The sequence below is a fragment of the Pseudomonas umsongensis genome, from assembly GCF_012647205.1.
Taxonomy (GTDB): domain Bacteria; phylum Pseudomonadota; class Gammaproteobacteria; order Pseudomonadales; family Pseudomonadaceae; genus Aquipseudomonas; species Aquipseudomonas umsongensis.
Window position 1 is genome coordinate 42,499 of record NZ_CP051487.1, and the last position, 14,552, is coordinate 57,050.

Annotated in this window: 16 protein-coding genes; 5 read left to right on the forward strand and 11 right to left on the reverse strand. The window is 57.8% G+C overall.

The window, feature by feature from the left end:
* Positions 1 to 80: 80 nt before the first annotated feature.
* The 7 genes from HGP31_RS00210 to HGP31_RS00240 all read right to left on the reverse strand — a co-directional run bounded on the left by HGP31_RS00210 (position 81) and on the right by HGP31_RS00240 (position 5,732).
* Entirely contained in the window at positions 81 to 1,385 is a 1,305-nt protein-coding gene (locus HGP31_RS00210; RefSeq protein ID WP_168756995.1) for an NHL repeat-containing protein, read from the reverse strand.
* Between the two features lie 141 nt (positions 1,386 to 1,526).
* Entirely contained in the window at positions 1,527 to 1,913 is a 387-nt protein-coding gene (locus HGP31_RS00215; protein WP_020797918.1) for a hypothetical protein, read from the reverse strand.
* Positions 1,914 to 2,061: 148 nt separating this feature from the next.
* Complete coding sequence (locus tag HGP31_RS00220; RefSeq protein WP_168756996.1) at positions 2,062 to 2,436, reverse strand: DUF6124 family protein; 375 nt, start codon at positions 2,434 to 2,436, stop codon at positions 2,062 to 2,064.
* Between the two features lie 377 nt (positions 2,437 to 2,813).
* Complete coding sequence (locus HGP31_RS00225; protein WP_168756997.1) at positions 2,814 to 3,719, reverse strand: leucine-rich repeat domain-containing protein; 906 nt, start codon at positions 3,717 to 3,719, stop codon at positions 2,814 to 2,816.
* A gap of 205 nt (positions 3,720 to 3,924) precedes the next feature.
* Entirely contained in the window at positions 3,925 to 4,200 is a 276-nt protein-coding gene (locus tag HGP31_RS00230; protein ID WP_003213368.1) for an HU family DNA-binding protein, read from the reverse strand.
* 194 nt (positions 4,201 to 4,394) lie between these two features.
* Positions 4,395 to 5,543 carry an NAD(P)/FAD-dependent oxidoreductase gene (locus HGP31_RS00235; RefSeq protein ID WP_020797922.1) on the reverse strand — a complete coding sequence of 383 codons (1,149 nt, stop codon included), beginning with the start codon at positions 5,541 to 5,543 and terminating at the stop codon, positions 4,395 to 4,397.
* 18 nt (positions 5,544 to 5,561) lie between these two features.
* Positions 5,562 to 5,732 (reverse strand): rubredoxin, encoded by a 171-nt coding sequence (locus tag HGP31_RS00240; protein WP_007995385.1) that lies wholly within the window; start codon positions 5,730 to 5,732, stop codon positions 5,562 to 5,564.
* A 202-nt stretch (positions 5,733 to 5,934) separates the two neighbouring features.
* On the opposite strand from HGP31_RS00240, the gene HGP31_RS00245 reads away from it, so the two are divergent.
* Together HGP31_RS00245 and ubiA are read left to right on the forward strand one after the other, a co-directional pair.
* Positions 5,935 to 6,498: a chorismate--pyruvate lyase family protein gene (locus tag HGP31_RS00245; protein WP_033045499.1), complete on the forward strand. Its 564-nt coding sequence runs from the start codon at positions 5,935 to 5,937 to the stop codon at positions 6,496 to 6,498.
* Positions 6,498 to 7,388 (forward strand): 4-hydroxybenzoate octaprenyltransferase, encoded by an 891-nt coding sequence (ubiA, locus tag HGP31_RS00250; RefSeq protein WP_020797925.1) that lies wholly within the window; start codon positions 6,498 to 6,500, stop codon positions 7,386 to 7,388. Before HGP31_RS00245 ends, ubiA begins: the two co-directional genes overlap by 1 nt.
* Before the next feature lie 113 nt (positions 7,389 to 7,501).
* On the opposite strand, the gene HGP31_RS00255 is transcribed toward ubiA, so the two are convergent.
* Complete coding sequence (locus tag HGP31_RS00255) at positions 7,502 to 7,888, reverse strand: COG4315 family predicted lipoprotein (RefSeq protein WP_168756998.1); 387 nt, start codon at positions 7,886 to 7,888, stop codon at positions 7,502 to 7,504.
* Positions 7,889 to 8,040: 152 nt separating this feature from the next.
* Between HGP31_RS00255 and phoB the strand changes: the two genes are divergently transcribed.
* The 3 genes from phoB (at position 8,041) to HGP31_RS00270 (ending at position 11,561) form a co-directional block, all read left to right on the forward strand.
* Positions 8,041 to 8,730 (forward strand): phosphate regulon transcriptional regulator PhoB, encoded by a 690-nt coding sequence (phoB, locus tag HGP31_RS00260; RefSeq protein ID WP_020797927.1) that lies wholly within the window; start codon positions 8,041 to 8,043, stop codon positions 8,728 to 8,730.
* Positions 8,731 to 8,810: 80 nt separating this feature from the next.
* Positions 8,811 to 10,097, forward strand: a complete 1,287-nt coding sequence (gene phoR / locus HGP31_RS00265; RefSeq protein WP_240963565.1) for a phosphate regulon sensor histidine kinase PhoR — start codon at positions 8,811 to 8,813, stop codon at positions 10,095 to 10,097.
* A 123-nt stretch (positions 10,098 to 10,220) separates the two neighbouring features.
* A complete protein-coding gene (locus HGP31_RS00270; RefSeq protein WP_008064508.1) occupies positions 10,221 to 11,561 on the forward strand; it encodes a hemolysin family protein in 1,341 nt (446 codons plus the stop codon).
* 114 nt (positions 11,562 to 11,675) lie between these two features.
* Here HGP31_RS00270 and HGP31_RS00275 read toward each other — a convergent pair whose 3' ends face one another.
* The 3 genes from HGP31_RS00275 to phoU all read right to left on the reverse strand — a co-directional run bounded on the left by HGP31_RS00275 (position 11,676) and on the right by phoU (position 14,486).
* On the reverse strand, positions 11,676 to 12,572 hold the full coding sequence (locus HGP31_RS00275; protein WP_168756999.1) for a peptidoglycan DD-metalloendopeptidase family protein: 897 nt from the start codon (positions 12,570 to 12,572) through the stop codon (positions 11,676 to 11,678).
* A gap of 175 nt (positions 12,573 to 12,747) precedes the next feature.
* Positions 12,748 to 13,644: a response regulator gene (locus HGP31_RS00280; protein ID WP_020797930.1), complete on the reverse strand. Its 897-nt coding sequence runs from the start codon at positions 13,642 to 13,644 to the stop codon at positions 12,748 to 12,750.
* Positions 13,645 to 13,724: 80 nt separating this feature from the next.
* Complete coding sequence (gene phoU / locus HGP31_RS00285) at positions 13,725 to 14,486, reverse strand: phosphate signaling complex protein PhoU (protein WP_008064514.1); 762 nt, start codon at positions 14,484 to 14,486, stop codon at positions 13,725 to 13,727.
* Between the last annotated feature and the right edge of the window lie 66 nt (positions 14,487 to 14,552).

Consider the following 14,552-nt stretch of genomic DNA (forward strand, 5'->3'; position numbering starts at 1 on the left):
GGCCAGCATCGCTCCTACAAGGATTTGGATCTTCCTGTGGGAGCAAGCATGCTGGCAATGGGTAAAGGTGGCCGAAGAAATCAAGCCAAGCAGCGCACCACATGGCCTGCTAGACCGCTTACGCGTCCATACCCACAAAAAACCACCCGGTGGTCCGGCAACACTGCTAGAGATCTGAAAAAGCCCTCAGTTGCGTCGAAAGCAATAAACCCTTTTCCGCCACCAAACGTCGTATCAAAAGACCCATCAGGAAGGTAACGCGCAACCAGGTTGACCAGCTCTCTACTATCACCAACAAACACTGCCAGCCCCACTAGGATTCGCCCGTCATCCTGCAAAGCAAGGCTTTTCACCACATTGTTTGAATATCCAGAATAAACAGATAACGCTGGCTGCCCCTCATTGAAATCTTTGGAAAAACTGCCATTCGAAGTTAGTGAAACGAGTAGCGTACTCCTTCCAGAAACGCTTGAGTTATCGCCTGCTGCTACCACCCCCCCGCCAGGCTTTAGTGCCATCGAAGTTAGCGTGCTAGATAAGTTAATACTCGGAATGGTCACAATACCAGTTCCTTTATCACCGTAACTTATGTCAACGCTTCCGTCCTGATTATAGCGAATGACATGGACATAGCCGTTATACTTAAAGAAAACCAAAACTTTACCGTCCTGCTGTAACAGTACCCCACGACTAAAACGCTCCTCCGAGCTAGCGGAAGCAATGAATACATAGCCCTTACCACCAAATGTTTCGTCCAATGAACCATTCTCGCTCAGTCGAATCACGATTACCCTAAAATCGCTTGCGCCGACTTTGATAGTCCGAGTCAAAACAATTTGACCATCCAGTGCAGTTGCGACTCCTCTAACACCGCTTGAGTAACCGGTTGATTTATCGACCTGCTCCCCCTCAGCATCACTGCTGTGAAAACTGGCACCAGGATAGCTATTGCTATCAAGAAAATTGTAAACGTTATAACTGACTTGACCATCATTATTCTCGCCAAACGAGGGATCTGGCGCACCATCCTTTACCTGCCGAACAATTGCGACAGTGTTATTTATCGCGCCACTAACAAGAAACTTGTCATCTGGCAACAAATCCAATGAGTTAGCATAAAAATAACCGATACGGGACGTCGGAACAACGACACTCCCACCACTGGCAAACGACGAGTCAAGTGATCCGTCTTCATTTAGCCTTACCATTTTTAGACTTGTATCGTCACCAGTAGTAACCATCAGCAATTTGTTTTGTGGCAGGGTAGCTATCGCCTGAGGAAAATCACTAGCGGCGACATTATCGATTGGGAAGGTTACAACACCTCCGATACCAAAAGTTTGATCGTAAAAATTCCCAGCTATTTTAGCTTGCGATTGACTCATGATCAGGCTCCACCAGGTCGGCATTGATGTACTAAGACCCCCACAATGGAGCATGTCCTCATTTAAAACACCTGTCAGAAATGATAGCTATACATTCTTTTGAGGCAAGATAACCGACTTATCAGGCCAAAAAATCGGAACTCAGCTACCTTTAGTTGGCTTCTTCCGCGGCTTCAAATACTTGGTCAACCCCTGGAACCAGATCACCAGCGCCGGGTTGCCCTTGATCTGAATCGACTTGTCCTGAATACCCGTCATGAACGCCAACTGCTTGTTCTTGGCCTGCATCGTGGCAAAGCCGTAGGCCGCATCCTTGAAGGCAATCGCAAACGCTGGCTCGGCATACACACCCGCCTTGCTGGTGATGCGCTGATCCTTCACCCGGAAGTGCCGCGCTACTTTCCCGTCCAGGGTCTGCAGTTGAAACACCAGTTCTTTATCACCCAGCTGCTGCTGAAACGCCGGATTGGTCCGACTGGCCTTACCCATCAACAAACCCAGCATCCACAGCAGAAAACGAAATTTCATGCGCAAGCCTCAGAAGAAAAATGAACGGCCGGCGCAGTGTAGCGATTAAATTCCAGAACGCCACCTTCCAGATATGTTTGGAGGAGATGCCTGGATTTTTGACGCCGATGACTACCAAGTCACGGACGAAAGCCTGCCTTTTCTGGACTCAGACGGGGTGTGGTGGGGCGACGTTATCCAGCACTCGATTTACCGCCAGTTCACCGAGCATGATCACCTGCTGAAGCGCCAGCATCGTACTGCGGTGCGCCCCCTCGAGCATTGCGGCGATTTCACTTGCCATCACGTTGGCCGACGCCAACGACTCACAGGCGTGGGCTAATAGCGTCTCGTTGTCGATGTCAGGCGCCACGACAAAGATCGCGCCGGGTGGATGAGCCCCGGTCATGACCAAGGCATTGGGTTTCAGGTAATGGTCCAGGGCGCGGGTGGCGGCATGGTGCAACTTTCTTGAAGTCGCGGACATGTACGGGGTAGTGCTAGCGCTTTCTAATCTGGCGGGCAATTCTTTGGCCTTGGGCATGGTATATCTCCGATGAAGATTGGGAGTGACCAAACTAACCGTCGCGCTTCCGAAGGCCAACCTTAAAAAAGCGTCAGATGCTTCCTCAATTTTGTAAGGAAATTCATCATTTTCGAGATACGTTTAACGATTCCAAACCTGCCGTTTGGTAGCACAATCGCCATGGCCATCAGCAGAATGGTAAATAGGTAATTCATCGCACTCGGCTCTGGACTGCCCTCACACACCGATCCTGAACATGAAAAAAAATCGTCCTGTAGGAATGGCCTAAGGCTGCGACATTTTGATGTTTGTCCCGCAAGCTTGCCGGAAACTTCCTGCAAGACGCGGGACGTATCTCGGGGTTCTTCATCCGCTAACCAAAGGATCGTTGGCCGTTACTCGATCACCGCGTAGCGATAGTTCACATTTGTCAGCCGCCCATGAATCGCCAGCATCACTTCGAACGTACCAGTGGTGCCGGTCGGCAAATGCACATCATGCCGGTTTGGGTCCAGATGCGTTCCTGGAGCGCCCACGATTTGAACTCCACTCGGCTCATACAGCTTGTCATCCGGTGTTTGGGCCTGAACAAATATTTCAGGCAGCCTGATGGTCAGCGAATTGTTTTGGCGTACTTTGCCCAAGTCGAAAATGCCCAAGGCTTGATTGTGGAAATTAATATTGGTGGTGGAAGGCATGGCATTCAACACAGTCATGTCTTCAAACCCGTTACTTTGAATCAACAGGTTTTTGAGGGCGGTCAGCCTAGCCATTGAGTCTGGCAGTTTTCCGCACAGATTATTGTTATTACCCAAGTCGAAGCGTTCCAGTCTTGTCAGATTACCGATCGACTCCGGAATACTGCCTCTCATAATGCCCAGCGGCCTTTGAGAGCTCAGATTCAACTGGGTCAGGCTGGTGAGATTCCCTATCCAGTCCGGAATTGATTTGAGTGCGCTGTTGATGAAGTGCGCCGACGTCAACTTTGCCAACGTTCCGAAGTCTTCAGGCAGGCGAGTGACAGGTTGATTTTCTATCATTACGTTTTGCAAATTGCGCAGATGCCCAATGCCTCGCAGGCTGGTGAACTTTCCAGGCGCCCCGCTCAGCACACTCAAGACCGTCACTTTATCAAGCATGTCCTGCGTCACGACATCGTCGATGGTCACCGGTATGCCCGTGGCTTCTGAAATATGTGCGGCCGCAATGTGCGCAAAAGAAAGGTCGTCAAAGAGCGTCCTTATCTTTGCCGGGATTATCACAGGGGAAAAAGCCTTTGCAATAGCAGTGTCCGAAGTCATGTCGTCACCTTGCCCGCATTTAATGAACTCCTTTTATAAACCATCGGTTGAAGTTCGGTAACTGTCATAGCTGACAGTTGACAAAAGCCACTTGGCTACATGCTTGATAAGCAAGACTTCTCGATTAACAAAAAATGGGCACCCAATCTCATTGGCGTGCCCATTCTTCAGTCCGCTCCCCTGAACTGCAGGTTCGCGAAACAGATTACGGATTAACACTGTCCTTCAACGATTTACCCGGTTTGAATGCAACAGTGTTGCTGGCCTTGATCTTAACCGGCTCACCGGTTTGCGGGTTTTTGCCGGTGCGGGCACCGCGGTGGCGTTGCAGGAAGGTGCCGAAACCTACCAGCGTCACGCTGTCTTTGCGGTGCAGGGCGCCGGTGATTTCTTCGAGAACGGCGTTGAGGACGCGGTTGGCCTGCTCTTTGGTTAGATCTGCTTTTTCAGCGATGGCTGCGGCGAGTTCTGGTTTACGCATATTAGTGAAGCCCCTTTGACGGTTTTTTGTTGTTATGTCCGTGCCGCCCTCTATGGAGCAGCGCCCAAAGCGCCGCAGGTGCTCTACTCTGCGGCAGACGGGAGTGAGGATGGCACGCAGTGAGGAGCCGCGCCAGTGTCGGCACGGCCAATGTACGGGCAAAATGGGGGTGATTCCGACAGAACGACCGGTATTTACGCCAGCAGTGCCGGAAGCTCTTTGTTGAGGGCCAGCTTTTCCATCACGGCTGCGCCTGTGAGGGCATAACCGAGCAGTTTGCCGTGGGCATCACGGCATAAAACCTTGATGTCGGCGCCCTGCCCTTCGACTGTCCAGAAGCCCTCCGTACCCCGTGGCGGCGGGGATACCACCAATGGGCACACCGGGGTTTTGACAGTGATCGGCATCGGGCCGTAGTTGACCACCGTCGGGTTGCCGGCAAGGGTCTGTGCCAGCGCTCTCGCACAACTCATCAGGGGCATCACGTACAACAGGTTCAGCCCATCGACCTCGGCACAGTCACCCAGGGCGTAGATGTTGGCATGGGACGTTTGCAGGTGCCGGTCGACCACTACGCCGCGATTGACCTGCAGGCCGGCAGCGGCGGCCAGGTCGATGCGCGGACGCAGGCCAATGGCCGACACCACCACGTCGCACGGTATGACCTGACCATCGGAAAGATGGGCCTCCAGGCCGTCAGCAACCCGCTGCAGGCGATTGAGCACCGGCCCGAGGTGGAAGCGTGCACCCAGGCTTTCCAGCCCGGCCTGGACCGCTGCGGCCGCTGCCGGGTGCAATAGGGTCGGCATGACCTGCTCGCACGGTGCAACCAGTTGCACCTCGTAGCCGCCCAGGGTCAGGTCGTTGGCGAACTCGCAACCGATCAGGCCGGCGCCCAGCAACAAGACCCGCCGCTTGCCGGCCGCAGCCGCGCGAAAGCGCGCGTAGTCTTCCAGATCGTTGATCGGGAACACGCAATCACCTGCATCACCTTCGATGGGTACGCGCACGGTTTCCGCCCCCCACGCCAACACCAGGTCACGGTAGATCACCGCTTCCTCGCCGATCCACAGGCGCTTGTGGCCCGGGTCGATGCCACTGATGCGGGTATGGGTGCGCACCTCGGCCTTCAATTGCTCGGCCATCGCGCCCGGTTCGGCCATGCTCAGGCCGTCGGCGTCCTTGTTTTTGCCGAAACCGGTGGAGAGCATCGGTTTGGAGTAGGAGCGCCCGTCATCGGCGGTAATCAGCAGGAGCGGGGTTTCGCTGTCGAGTTTGCGAAACTCGCGAGCGACGTTGTAGCCAGCCAGCCCGGTACCAACGATTACGACAGGTGCGTTCATTCCTTACTCCTCAGTTGTTCAGGCGGCGATTTCGATCATTTCGAAATCCATTTTGCCCACACCGCAGTCCGGGCACAGCCAATCTGCCGGAACGTCTTCCCAACGGGTGCCCGGCGCAATGCCGTCATCGGGCCAACCGTCGGCTTCGTTATAAATCAGGCCGCAGACGATACATTGCCACTTTTTCATTCAGGTAATTCCTCGGGATTCAGGCTATTGCCGGCGCGGACGGTCGATGGTTACTGCGTTGCCATCCAGCTCAAAGCGTTTTTTTACTGATCGGGCACGACAGATGCAAGCCGGTTCGGAGCATCGGGTGGCCCGGATCAATCAACATTGGTGGCTGACATGGTAAGCTCACAGGCTCCTTTGCTGCCAATAATGACTCATTGTGCAACACACAGAATCCCCCTGCCCTCCCCCAACCTGGCTCTTTCAAAGCCAACTGACGCCTCTCCCCGACACGTCTATCCTCGATTGGTTGTTCGATAATGGCTCGCTGACCAGGCGTCTCATTCATCTGACGAATGATGCGTTTAGCGTCACGCCATTATTCGAAGGCTGGCAGCCCCTGCGCACGGATGAATGCGCGGCGCTGGACCTGGCCGAGGGCAGTGAAGGCTGGGTGCGCGAGGTGTATTTGCGTGGACACGGGCAAGCCCTGGTGTTTGCCCGCAGCGTCGCGGCGCGCAGCGCGTTGCAGGGCGACGGCTTGCACATGGACGAATTGGGCAGTCGCTCCCTGGGCGAGCTGCTGTTTTGCGATCACGCCTTCCAGCGCCGTGCCATCGAGGTTTGCCACTACCCGCAGGCGTGGTTGCCCAGCGAAGTGCGGGCGCCCGGGCTGTGGGCTCGCCGCTCGCGATTCGACCGTGGCGCCTTGAGTGTGCTGGTGGCCGAGATCTTCCTGCCGACCCTGTGGAGCGCCGCCCGCGTCCATCCGGAGAATTGCTGATGTACCAGAGCCTGCTCAAGTCCTTGAACCGCTTGAATCCCCGGGCCTGGGATTTCATTCAGCTGACGCGCATGGACAAGCCGATCGGCATCTACCTGCTGTTGTGGCCGACGCTATGGGCGCTGTGGATTGCCGGCAAGGGCTCGCCGTCGCTGGCCAATATCGTGATTTTCGTCCTTGGCGTGGTGCTGACCCGCGCGGGGGGCTGTGTGATCAATGATTGGGCGGACCGCAAGGTCGATGGCCATGTGAAGCGCACCGAACAGCGCCCGCTGCCGAGCGGCAAGATCAGCTCCAAAGAAGCGTTGGCGTTCTTTGCATTATTGATGGGCCTGAGCTTCCTGCTGGTGCTGTGCACCAACGCGGCAACGGTGTGGCTGTCGTTCGGTGGCTTGGCCCTGGCCTTCACCTATCCGTTCATGAAGCGCTACACCTATTACCCGCAAGTGGTGCTGGGCGCGGCGTTTTCCTGGGGGATGCCAATGGCGTTCACTGCCGAGACCGGCGAACTGCCGGCGGCGGCGTGGCTGCTATGGATCGCCAACCTGATGTGGACGGTGGGTTACGACACTTACTACGCGATGACCGACCGCGACGATGACTTGAAGATCGGCGTGAAGTCCACGGCAATCCTGTTTGGCGAGGCTGATCGGGTGATCATCCTGACCCTTCAGGGGCTGGCGCTGGGTTGCCTGCTGCTGGCCGGGTCTAAATTCGAGCTCGGCGGCTGGTTCCATCTGGGACTGGCGGTGGCGGCGGGCTGTTTTGCCTGGGAGTTCTGGTACACCCGTGACAAGGACCGTATGCGCTGTTTCAAGGCGTTCTTGCACAACCATTGGGCCGGGTTGGCGATTTTTGTCGGGATCGTGCTGGATTACGGGTTGCGTTGACCCGTTTTCATGTAGGAGCGAGCATGCTCGCGAAGGTTTCACAGACGCCGCGGGATGTCAGGCTTGCCGCGTTATCGTTGACGACCATCGCGAGCATGCTAGCTCCTACACGTTTACTTCTGCGACTCGTGCATGACGTGCCAGACGTCCTTCATTTTGTCGCCTACCATGTCACCGGGTTTTTTGTCCTTCACGAATGTATACAGAGGCTTGCCGTCGTAAGCGTATTGGCTCGTACCATCATCGCGCTTGATGACGCTCCATTTGCCTGAAGCAGTGGCCCCCGCTGGCGCCATCATCGGAGGCCAATTCTTGGCGCACTCGTCATTACACATCGACTTGCCGCCCGAGTCTTTGTCATACGTGTACAAAGTCATTCCCTTATGGTCGACCATCATGCCGTCTTTCATCATCGCCGGCTCGGCGGCGAAGGCCATTGTCGGCAAGGCAAGCGCAGCAGTCACCAGCAAAGCCTTCCAGGATTGAGCAATGTGTTTCATGGAAACCTTCCGTTTGTGGTTGTCAGGATTCGGACTTAGAGCTTAGCCCAGGTTCATGACAATCGCCGGGCGACTAAAATACTGTCACACGACTGCAATAATTCCGTTATCTAATGCGGCGCAAGACAGTTAAATGACAAGAGGATTAAGGCATGGTTGGCAGGAGCATTCTGATCGTCGACGACGAAGCGCCCATTCGCGAAATGATCGCCGTTGCGTTGGAAATGGCCGGCTACGACTGCATGGAGGCGGAGAACTCCCAGCAGGCCCACGCCATTATCGTCGACCGCAAACCGGACCTGATCCTGCTTGACTGGATGCTGCCCGGCACGTCCGGCATCGAGCTGGCCCGCCGCCTCAAGCGCGACGAGCTGACCGGGGATATCCCGATCATCATGCTCACCGCCAAGGGCGAAGAGGACAACAAGATCCAGGGCCTGGAAGTCGGCGCCGATGACTACATCACCAAGCCCTTTTCCCCGCGTGAGCTGGTCGCACGCCTCAAGGCCGTGCTGCGCCGTGCCGGCCCCTCCGACGGCGAAGCACCGATCGAAGTCGGGGGCCTGCTGCTGGACCCGATTGGCCACCGCGTGACCATTGACGGCAAACCGGCGGAAATGGGACCGACTGAGTACCGTCTACTGCAGTTCTTCATGACGCACCAGGAACGCGCCTACACCCGTGGCCAGTTGCTGGATCAGGTCTGGGGCGGCAATGTGTATGTCGAGGAGCGCACCGTGGATGTGCACATCCGGCGCCTGCGCAAAGCCCTCGGCGATGCCTACGAAAACCTGGTACAAACCGTGCGCGGCACCGGTTACCGCTTTTCCACAAAAGCGTGACCCGGATTTCCCCGTTTTAGAAGTAGACAAGGACGCGCTTTCAAGTGAACCAAAACTGGCATGGCACCCTGATTCGCCACATGCTGCTGCTGGTCACCGCCTGCCTGGTGATCGGCCTGGTCACCGGCTACTACGGCTGGAGCCTCGCCGCGGGGCTTGGCGTTTACCTGGCCTGGACCCTCAAGCAACTGCTACGCCTGCACGAATGGCTGCGCCTGCACAAACCCGATGAAGCACCTCCCGATGGCTATGGCCTGTGGGGCGAGGTGTTCGACAGCATCTACCATCTGCAACGTCGCGACCAACGCGTTCGCGGGCGCCTGCAAGCGGTCATCGATCGGGTCCAGGAATCCACCGCAGCCTTGAAAGACGCGGTGGTCATGCTCGACAGCGACGGCAACCTGGAATGGTGGAACCGTGCCGCTGAAACCCTGCTGGGCCTCAAGACCCCGCAGGACAGCGGCCAGCCGGTGACCAACCTGGTACGCCATCCGCGCTTCAAGGAATACTTCGAGCAGGACAGCTACGCCGAACCGCTGGAAATCCCTTCGCCGACCAACGACCGGATGCGCATCCAGTTGTACATCACCCGTTACGGCAACAATGAGCACCTGATGCTGGTGCGCGACGTGACCCGTATCCATCAGCTGGAACAGATGCGCAAAGACTTCATCGCCAACGTTTCCCACGAGCTGCGCACGCCGCTGACGGTGATCTGTGGCTACCTGGAAACCCTGCTCGATAACGTCGAGGAAGTGAACCCGCGCTGGACCCGTGCCCTGCAACAGATGCAGCAGCAAGGCGGGCGCATGCAAACCTTGCTCAATGACCTGCTGTTGCTGGCCAAGCTGGAAGCCACCGATTACCCGTCGGACAACCAGCCGGTGGCCATTGATGGCTTGCTGCAGTCGATCAAGGGCGATGCTCAACAGCTGTCGGGCCAGAAAAATCAACAGATCACCCTGGAAGCCGACCCGACGATTCTGCTCAAGGGCAGTGAAGCGGAATTACGCAGCGCGTTTTCCAACCTGGTGTTCAACGCAGTGAAATATACCCCCGCCGAAGGCAGCATCCGCATCCGCTGGTGGGGCGATGAGCAAGGCGCGCACCTGAGCGTGCAGGACTCCGGGATCGGCATCGACAGCAAGCACCTGCCGCGCCTGACCGAACGCTTCTACCGCGTCGACTCCAGCCGCAATTCCAACACTGGCGGTACCGGGCTGGGCCTGGCGATCGTCAAGCATGTCCTGCTGCGTCACCGCGCGCGCATGGAAATCAGCAGCGTGCCGGGCCACGGGAGTACATTTACCTGCCACTTTGCACCCGCTCAGGTCAGCAAATCCCGGGTGATCAGCACCGCCGACTGATACCGGCCAGCACACGCCACTAGGCAATTGCCCGGTCAGCCGCTACATTGGCTGACTTGTGCCTGCCTTTCAGGTGCACTTTTTTCTTTTCATTCGATTACACGGAACCCGCAAAACTCCATCATGGACCCTTCCCCTGGCTTGACCCTCGCAACAATATTCGCCGACTTCGGCATGATCCTTTTTGCTCTGATCCTGGTTTTGCTCAACGGCTTTTTCGTTGCGGCGGAATTCGCCATGGTCAAATTGCGCTCGACCCGGGTCGAAGCCATCGCTGAGCAGCACGGCTGGCGTGGACACATCCTGCGCACCGTGCACAGTCAGCTCGATGCTTACCTGTCGGCGTGCCAATTGGGTATCACCCTCGCCTCGCTGGGCCTGGGCTGGGTCGGTGAACCTGCGTTCGCGCACCTGCTGGCGCCTGTACTGAGTGCCGTGGGCGTCGATTCGGCCGAAGTGGTCAAGGCCGTGTCGTTCTTCACCGCGTTCTTCATCATTTCGTACCTGCACATCGTGGTCGGCGAACTCGCCCCGAAATCCTGGGCCATCCGCAAACCCGAACTGCTGTCGCTGTGGACCGCCGTGCCGCTGTACCTGTTCTACTGGGCCATGTACCCGGCCATTTACCTGCTCAATGCCAGCGCCAACCAGATCCTGCGCATCGCCGGGCAAGGCGAACCCGGCCCGCACCACGAGCACCATTACAGCCGGGAAGAACTGAAACTGATCCTGCACTCCAGCCGTGGACAGGACCCGAGCGACCAGGGCATGCGCGTACTGGCCTCGGCCGTGGAAATGGGCGAACTGGAAGTGGTCGACTGGGCCAACTCCCGCGAAGACCTGGTGACCCTGGAATTCAACGCGCCACTCAAGGAAATCCTGGCGATGTTCCGTCGCCACAAGTTCAGCCGTTACCCGGTGTACGACAGCGAGCGCCAGGAGTTCGTCGGCCTGCTGCACATCAAGGACCTGCTGCTGGAGCTGGCGGCCCTGGACCACATTCCCGAGTCGTTCAACCTGGCCGAACTGACCCGCCCGCTGGAGCGCGTGTCGCGGCACATGCCGTTGTCGCAGCTGCTGGAGCAGTTCCGCAAGGGCGGCTCGCACTTCGCCGTGGTCGAAGAGGCCGACGGCAACATCATCGGCTACCTGACCATGGAAGACGTGCTGGAAGTGCTGGTGGGCGATATCCAGGATGAACACCGCAAGGCCGAACGCGGCATCCTCGCTTATCAGCCAGGCAAGCTGCTGGTACGGGGCGATACGCCCTTGTTCAAGGTCGAGCGCCTGCTGGGTATCGACCTGGACCACGTTGAAGCCGAAACCCTCGCAGGTTTGGTCTATGAAAGCCTCAAGCGCGTTCCTGAAGAGGAAGAAGTGCTGGAAGTCGAAGGCCTGCGCATCATCATCAAGAAGATGAAAGGGCCGAAGATTGTGCTGGCCAAGGTGTTGATGCTCGATTGATGGGCTGATCCAGAGCCGAGTCGATCCCTTCGCGAGCAGGCTCGCTCCCACATTGGAATGCATTTCAAATGTGGGAGCGAGCCTGCTCGCGAAGGCGTCAGATCAGTCAACGCATTATTGTTTGCCCAGCGCGAAGTTGGGTAACGCCCCCATCGGTTGCTTGAACTGGTACGGGATCGACACCAGCCCCATGCCGGTATTGCGCTGCACCACGAAGTGCAGATGCGGCCCGCTGCTGTTGCCGGTATTGCCCGACAGCGCCAGCGGGCTGCCCACGACGACCCGCTGCCCTTCGCGCACGCTGACCGAACCTTTTTGCAGGTGCAGGTACACGCCCATCGTCCCGTCATCATGCAGCACCCGCACGAAATTGCCCGACGGATCGGTACCGCGCCCGGTCTGCCCGTTTTCGGTCTTCACCACGATCCCGCCCCGCGCGGCAATGATCGGCGTGCCTTCCGGCATGGCGATGTCGATGGCGTAGCGATTCCTCGGGCCGAAGTGGCTGTATTGGCCTTCGGCGCCCTGGCTCACGCGAAACGGTCCGCCACGCCAGGGGTACGGGTATCGGTAGGCCACGGCAGCGCCTTCGGGGTCGCCCAGGGAATATTCGAACTTGGGAAGGTAGGCGAGCGGCCGCCCGGCCCTGGTCGGCGTGAGCTGCGCCAGGCGAATGCTGCTTCGCAATGGCATTACCCGACGAATGGGACGACTCGGTGCACCGCTGACGTTGTTCAACCCGGTAAAGCTCAATTCGATTTCGACCGGCGCATACAGGTCATTGCGAACGTAGACGCTGTCCACGCCGTCCTTTTTCATGATCACGAGGTACACCTGACGCTCGAAGTTCTCGACCATGCGATCGCGGAACGTGAACACGCTGGAGCCTTTCGTGGGGCGGTCGCTGTAGGAGACCACGCCACTGGCGTCGGTGGACTTGTAGATGGTCACTGCCATGGCCGAAGTCGAGGCGATGAAAAGACCACAGAAAAACAGTAGGCGCGCGAACATGGGCGGGATTCTGTCGATTCAGGTTTTGGATTGAGCCTAGCAGGCGCAATGGACCTGTGAAGTCGGCAGATGTTCAGATGGATGTACGGTGATTTCGAGGGCCTCTTCGCGAGCAAGCTCGCACCTACAGGTCGGCGCAAACCCTGTGGGAGCGGGCTTGCTCGCGAAGGCGGTCTTAAGCGCCAGGAATGAAATGCTTCTGCGCCGTACCACGAGCGATCAATCGCGAAATGTAGTCGAGTTTCTGCGCATCCTGATCGACAAAGCGGAAGGTCAGCTGCAGCCAGTCGCTGTCGGGCTTGGGCTCGTGGGCCACCACAGCGTGCAGGTAGCCATTGAGGCGGGCCACTTCGGCGCTCTCGCCCTGCTCCAGATCCAGTACGGCGCTGTCGAGGACCTGCGGCAGGCTGTCGGTGCGCTTGACCACCAGCAGCGCTTCCTTGAGGCTCAGCGCCTTGATCACGCACGGCTGGATGCCGTTGGGCAGCCGCAGCTGACCCTGGCCGCGTCCACCGCCGCCAGTAGCAGCCACCGGAGCCTTGACCGGTGGGCTGTTGAGCAACCCTGGGGATGCTGCCGCGGGCGCCGGAGCACTCACGGCAGGCTTGCCACTGGTCAATGCGTTCAGGGTGTCGTTACCAAATGCCGAGATCGTTTTGGTCGCCGCCACGCTGATCAAGCTGTCGAGTTTGCCGACCTTGTGCAGCGCCTGCTTGACCTTGGTGATCAGTTGCTCGTTGGTGAAGGGTTTGCTGACGTAGCCGGAAACGCCGGCCTGGATCGCCTGGACGACGTTCTCCTTGTCGCCACGACTGGTCACCATCACGAATGGCATGCCTTTGAGGCTGTCTTGTTCGCGGCACCAGGTCAGCAGCTCCAGGCCGGACATCTCTGGCATTTCCCAGTCGCACAGCACCAGGTCGAATGCCTCCCTGGCCAGCAGCGACTGCGCCTTGCGGCCGTTGACCGCGTCTTCGATGCGCATGCCCGGGAAATAGTTGCGCAGGCATTTCTTCACCAGGTCACGAATGAACGCAGCATCGTCCACGACCAACACACTGACCTTACTCATCCACAACCCCTTTAAAAAATCCCGGCGACTCCCAAACGAAAACGCCCGGCCAATAGGCCGGGCGCTTTAATTGGGCAATCTTACTTATCGTCAGATTTGCCCGGAACATTAGCGGTTTCGCCGCTGGTTCCTTCAACTTCTTCCTTCATGCGCTTGAGGCCCAGGTGACGTACGTCTGTGCCTCGCACCAGGTAAATCACCAGCTCCGAGATATTGCGTGCGTGGTCGCCGATGCGCTCCAGCGAACGCAGTACCCAGATGATGCTCAAGACCCGCGAGATAGAGCGTGGGTCTTCCATCATGTAGGTCGCCAGTTCACGCAGGGCCGTCTTGTACTCACGGTCGATGATCTTGTCGTACTGCGCCACCGACAAGGCCAGGTCGGCGTCAAAACGGGCAAAGGCATCCAGCGCATCACGGACCATGTTGCGCACCTGGTCGCCAATGTGGCGAACCTCGACGTAACCCCGCGGTGCTTCGCCTTCTTCGCACAGCTGGATGGCGCGACGGGCGATCTTGGTCGCTTCGTCACCGATGCGCTCCAGATCGATCACCGATTTGGAAATGCTGATGATCAAACGCAAGTCGGACGCCGCCGGCTGACGACGGGCCAGGATACGCAGGCATTCTTCGTCGATATTGCGTTCCATCTGGTTGATCTGGTCGTCGATCTCACGCACCTGCTGGGCCAAGCCGGAATCGGCCTCGATCAGCGCGGTGACCGCGTCGTTGACCTGCTTTTCGACCAGCCCGCCCATGGCCAGGAGGTGGCTGCGCACTTCCTCGAGCTCGGCGTTGAACTGCGCGGAAATGTGGTGGGTAAGGCCTTCTTTACTAATCATGTTGGCGTCCTTGGAGCGTCCGGTAAGGTGCGGTGGACCGCAGCGTCAGTTTAGTGAGCAACAACC

What these genes read in the sequence shown, in the direction of transcription:
- HGP31_RS00210 (WP_168756995.1), bottom strand. Translation starts at nt 1,385, where the DNA reads ATGAGTCAATCGCAAGCTAAAATAGCTGGGAATTTTTACGATCAAACT.
- HGP31_RS00215 (WP_020797918.1), bottom strand. Translation starts at nt 1,913, where the DNA reads ATGAAATTTCGTTTTCTGCTGTGGATGCTGGGTTTGTTGATGGGTAAG.
- HGP31_RS00220 (WP_168756996.1), bottom strand. Translation starts at nt 2,436, where the DNA reads ATGCCCAAGGCCAAAGAATTGCCCGCCAGATTAGAAAGCGCTAGCACT.
- HGP31_RS00225 (WP_168756997.1), bottom strand. Translation starts at nt 3,719, where the DNA reads ATGACTTCGGACACTGCTATTGCAAAGGCTTTTTCCCCTGTGATAATC.
- HGP31_RS00230 (WP_003213368.1), bottom strand. Translation starts at nt 4,200, where the DNA reads ATGCGTAAACCAGAACTCGCCGCAGCCATCGCTGAAAAAGCAGATCTA.
- HGP31_RS00235 (WP_020797922.1), bottom strand. Translation starts at nt 5,543, where the DNA reads ATGAACGCACCTGTCGTAATCGTTGGTACCGGGCTGGCTGGCTACAAC.
- HGP31_RS00240 (WP_007995385.1), bottom strand. Translation starts at nt 5,732, where the DNA reads ATGAAAAAGTGGCAATGTATCGTCTGCGGCCTGATTTATAACGAAGCC.
- ubiA (WP_020797925.1), top strand. Translation starts at nt 6,498, where the DNA reads ATGTACCAGAGCCTGCTCAAGTCCTTGAACCGCTTGAATCCCCGGGCC.
- HGP31_RS00255 (WP_168756998.1), bottom strand. Translation starts at nt 7,888, where the DNA reads ATGAAACACATTGCTCAATCCTGGAAGGCTTTGCTGGTGACTGCTGCG.
- phoB (WP_020797927.1), top strand. Translation starts at nt 8,041, where the DNA reads ATGGTTGGCAGGAGCATTCTGATCGTCGACGACGAAGCGCCCATTCGC.
- phoR (WP_240963565.1), top strand. Translation starts at nt 8,811, where the DNA reads ATGCTGCTGCTGGTCACCGCCTGCCTGGTGATCGGCCTGGTCACCGGC.
- HGP31_RS00270 (WP_008064508.1), top strand. Translation starts at nt 10,221, where the DNA reads ATGGACCCTTCCCCTGGCTTGACCCTCGCAACAATATTCGCCGACTTC.
- HGP31_RS00275 (WP_168756999.1), bottom strand. Translation starts at nt 12,572, where the DNA reads ATGTTCGCGCGCCTACTGTTTTTCTGTGGTCTTTTCATCGCCTCGACT.
- HGP31_RS00280 (WP_020797930.1), bottom strand. Translation starts at nt 13,644, where the DNA reads ATGAGTAAGGTCAGTGTGTTGGTCGTGGACGATGCTGCGTTCATTCGT.
- phoU (WP_008064514.1), bottom strand. Translation starts at nt 14,486, where the DNA reads ATGATTAGTAAAGAAGGCCTTACCCACCACATTTCCGCGCAGTTCAAC.